General features: G+C 50.5%; 2 protein-coding genes, 2 tRNA genes and 1 rRNA gene. All 5 read right to left on the minus strand.

Annotated features, from left to right (window positions below; all coding sequences use genetic code 11):
- Positions 1-65: 65 nt before the first annotated feature.
- Positions 66-141 (minus strand) — tRNA-Lys (locus IKE44_RS05555).
- A 285-nt stretch (positions 142-426) separates the two neighbouring features.
- A tRNA-Val gene (locus tag IKE44_RS05560) sits at positions 427-502 on the minus strand.
- A gap of 8 nt (positions 503-510) precedes the next feature.
- Positions 511-627, minus strand: a 5S ribosomal RNA gene (gene rrf, locus IKE44_RS05565).
- A 506-nt stretch (positions 628-1,133) separates the two neighbouring features.
- Positions 1,134-2,618, minus strand: a complete 1,485-nt coding sequence (gene lysS, locus IKE44_RS05570) for a lysine--tRNA ligase (protein ID WP_287465262.1) — start codon at positions 2,616-2,618, stop codon at positions 1,134-1,136.
- Positions 2,619-2,948: 330 nt separating this feature from the next.
- On the minus strand, positions 2,949-3,947 hold the full coding sequence (dusB, locus tag IKE44_RS05575) for a tRNA dihydrouridine synthase DusB (RefSeq protein WP_033008953.1): 999 nt from the start codon (positions 3,945-3,947) through the stop codon (positions 2,949-2,951).
- Positions 3,948-4,097: the final 150 nt, after the last annotated feature.

Below are 4,097 nucleotides of genomic sequence, written 5' to 3' on the forward strand. Positions count from 1 at the left end.
AAGGGCACTAGACCCTGAATCTAGCGCGTCTGCCAATTCCGCCACACCCGCAAATATATAGTTGGTGGTGAGCCATGGAGGACTCGAACCTCCGACCCTCTGATTAAAAGTCAGATGCTCTACCTACTGAGCTAATGGCTCATGGTTGGGTATACACTCACAGCGAACGATGTCCCTTCCTCTGCTAGCGTATTCGAAGATGCAAGATGCGTCGGGACAACTCGCAGCAAACTCGATGATGCAACGCTCGTTGCTCTACCTACTGAGCTAATGGCTCATGGTTGGGTATACACTCTAAGCTTCATTTCACTCTACCTGCCCCTTCCTCTACAAGCTTATTCGAAGAAGTCAAGTGCGTCGGGGCAACTCGCAGCGAACTCGAAGATGCAACGCTCGTTACTGAGCTAATGGCTCATGGTATATAAATGGTGGAGGATGACGGGATCGAACCGCCGACCCCTTGCTTGTAAGGCAAGTGCTCTCCCAGCTGAGCTAATCCTCCACGCTGTTGCCTAGCGACGACCTACTCTCGCAGGGGCGCTGGCCCCAACTACCATCGGCGCTGGAGGGCTTAACTTCCGTGTTCGGGATGGGAACGGGTGTTTCCCCTCCGCTATCATCACTAGGCAGTCAACAGAACAGACAAGTTATATTATAACCAAATTTGTTTGCTTGTCAATATCCTTTTGTTCGTCATTATTGACGTCTCACGTGCTATCATAATATAACACCTGAAGAAAGCTTGTCAACTCATTTCGTTTTTTGTTTTGTTCTCAAAAACAACATTGCTCATTATATACATTCTATGACTAAAAGTCAATCGTCGAACGAAAATTATCGTTGGTACGTTTTATAGGCAAATGCGAGTGGTGTATGATGCAAATATGATTTGCCAAGACGATAGTAATGATCAACGATTTTCCGGTTTAGATCTTTCCATTTGTCTAGGACGGGCGGCAAATTGAGAAACTTTGCAACACTATAACTTCGTTCCTTTCGATTTCTCAAAAACCAAACGAATCCGTTGTTTTTCACCGGCCTTCTTAGGGGCTGGCAGCAGCCGGCTTTTTCTTGAATCGAGTTCTCATAACAAACTGTCCCCTGCCGTTGTTCGCAACAGGGGACGATCGTGGTTATTTATGGCGCATTTGCGGGAAGAGCAATACATCGCGAATGGACGGTGAATTGGTCAAAAGCATGACTAACCGGTCGACCCCGATCCCGAGTCCGCCCGTCGGCGGCATGCCGTATTCGAGCGCTTCGAGGAAATCTTCGTCCATTTCGTGCGCTTCATCGTTTCCTTGTTCGCGCTCCTTCAGCTGCTCCTCAAACCGTTGACGCTGATCGATCGGGTCGTTTAGTTCCGTAAAGGCGTTCGCATGTTCGCGCCCGACGATGAACAGCTCAAACCGATCGGTAAAGCGCGGGTCGTCTGGGTTTTTCTTGGCTAATGGCGAGATTTCGACCGGGTGGCCGTAAATGAACGTCGGTTGGATCAGTTTATCCTCTACTTTTTGTTCAAAAAATTCATTGACGATATGGCCGAACGTCATGTGCGGCGCGACTTCGACACCGTGTTCTTTGGCCAGCTCCCGCGCCTCTTCGTCGCTCATCTGCCGCCAGAAATCGACGCCGACATATTCCTTGATCGCATCGACCATATGGAGGCGCCGCCATTCAGGCGTCAAGTCGACAAGATGTTCGCCGTACTGGATTTTTGTTGTGCCAAGCACTTCCGTGGCAATATGAGCGATCAAGTTCTCCGTTAATTTCATGATATCGCGGAAGTCGGCATACGCCTCGTACAATTCGAGCATCGTAAACTCCGGGTTATGGCGGGTGGAAATGCCTTCATTCCGGAAAACGCGCCCGATTTCATACACTTTTTCCAAGCCGCCGACGATGAGCCGTTTCAAATGCAGCTCGATGGCGATCCGCATATACAGCGTCATATCGAGCGCATTATGATGCGTAATGAACGGGCGCGCCGCCGCACCGCCTGCTACGGCGTGCATCATCGGTGTTTCGACTTCTAAGTAGCCATGGCTGTCAAGATAGCGACGCATCGATTGAATAATGAGACTGCGGGTGATGAACGTCTTTTTGCTCTCCGGATTCATAATTAAATCGAGGTAGCGTTGGCGGTAGCGCTGCTCGATATCTTTTAAGCCGTGGTATTTGTCCGGCAGCGGACGCAGCGCTTTTGTTAAAAATTCATACGACGATACTTTGATCGAAAGTTCGCCGACCTTTGTTTTAAACATCGTGCCGCGCACGCCGACGATGTCGCCGAGGTCGGAGATTTTAAACAGCTCGTATTGCTGTTCGCCAACATCGTCTTGGCGGACGTAAATTTGAATTTGTCCCGTCACGTCCTGGATGTGAGCAAAGCCCGCTTTTCCCTTGCCTCTCTTTGTCATGATGCGGCCGGCGACGGCGACTTCGATTTGTTGCTCTTCGAGTTCCTCTTTTGACAAATCTCCATACAGTTCAAACAGCTCTTCCGCTTTATGCGTGCGCTCGAACCGTTTGCCAAACGGATCGACACCCAATTCCTCAATTTTTTTCAGCTTTTCCCTGCGGACGCGCAATTGGTCGTTCAATTCTTCATGGCTCATACCTCATTCACTCCATTTAGCGATTTTTTACGAAAAATACTGCCAGCACCCGCTGGCAGTCTTCCGCTGCACGAACGTCATCTCCGTTGTGTGAACTACCCGCCACCTACGCTTCGCTTAGAGGTGAAGGCTTCAAGCGACTTGTGCGTGTTCGCCGAACGGTAAGCCACACACCAGAACCCTTTACGCTTCCCTTCGTTCCGAAGGTGTCCGTTCTAGCCATATTCTATCCTATTCGTTGGCTAACGCCAACCAATATTCATCTCCCACTTACTCACTGGGTTACACCCTTCGCGTTCCTTGAGGTGGGAGACTTCTTTCGGAAATCCGTTAAACGGCTTCGGCGTTCGCCGCCCGGCTTTCCGCTTCTTCGGCGACTTGAAGCAAGAGCGCGGCCAATTCGTCCCGCGTCTCGCACTCGTTGATGGCGTTGCGGATTTTCGCCGCCCCGCGGATGCCTTTTAAATACCAAGCCGCGTGCTTGCGCATTTCTTTCACCGCAATATACTCGCCTTTAAGGGCGATCAGACGGTCCAAGTGCAGCAGGCAGACATCGATTTTTTCCCTTGGGGTCGGTTCGGGAATGAGCTCCCCTGTTTCTAAATAGCGGACTGTGCGATAAATCATCCACGGGTTGCCGAGCGCCGCCCGCCCGATCATCACGCCGTCAACCCCAGTTTCTTCGAGCATCCGCTTGGCATCCTGCGGCGTTTTGACATCACCGTTTCCGATGACTGGAATGTTGACGGCCTCTTTGACTTGCTTAATGATGTCCCAATTCGCCTTCCCTTCATACATTTGCACCCTTGTCCGTCCATGGACGGCGACGGCTTTGCCGCCGGCGCGTTCGACCGCTTGGGCGTTTTCAACAGCGTAAATATGTTGGTCATCCCAACCGATTCGCATCTTGACCGTGACGGGTTTTTCGACGGCGTCGACAATGGCGGCGACGACATCGTAAATTTTGTTCGGGTCGAGGAGCCATTTCGCTCCGGCATCGCAATTCGTAATTTTCGGCACTGGGCAGCCCATGTTGATGTCGATAATATCGGCATTTGTATTTTTGTCGACAAATTTCGCTGCTTTGACAAGTGTTTCCTTTTCACCGCCGAAAATTTGCAAGCTGAGCGGCTTTTCGCGTTCGTCGATATAGAGCATATTTAACGTCTTTTCATTGTTGTATACGATTCCTTTATCGCTCACCATCTCTGCGCATACAAGACCGGCGCCGAACTCCTTTACGGTCAGGCGGAAAGCCGAATTGCACACGCCTGCCATCGGCGCAAGGACGACACGGTTTTGAATTTCCACATCACCAATGCGAAACATAAAAACGCCTCCCTCTAGAAATGTTGATGTATCAAGGCTTTTCGGCCCCTCAGGGGTGTCCAAAAAATATTTTTCGACAAAATCCCTTACATCCTTTTTTAGTTTTGTGGATATCTTACAGACCTAGGGTGCGCTTCGCGGCCACGGCTG

The organism is Geobacillus sp., assembly GCF_017515625.1.
Taxonomy (GTDB): Bacteria; Bacillota; Bacilli; order Bacillales; family Anoxybacillaceae; genus Geobacillus; species Geobacillus stearothermophilus.

Coding starts and splice junctions, on each gene's coding strand:
- lysS (WP_287465262.1), bottom strand. CDS start 2,618: ATGAGCCATGAAGAATTGAACGACCAATTGCGCGTCCGCAGGGAAAAG.
- dusB (WP_033008953.1), bottom strand. CDS start 3,947: ATGTTTCGCATTGGTGATGTGGAAATTCAAAACCGTGTCGTCCTTGCG.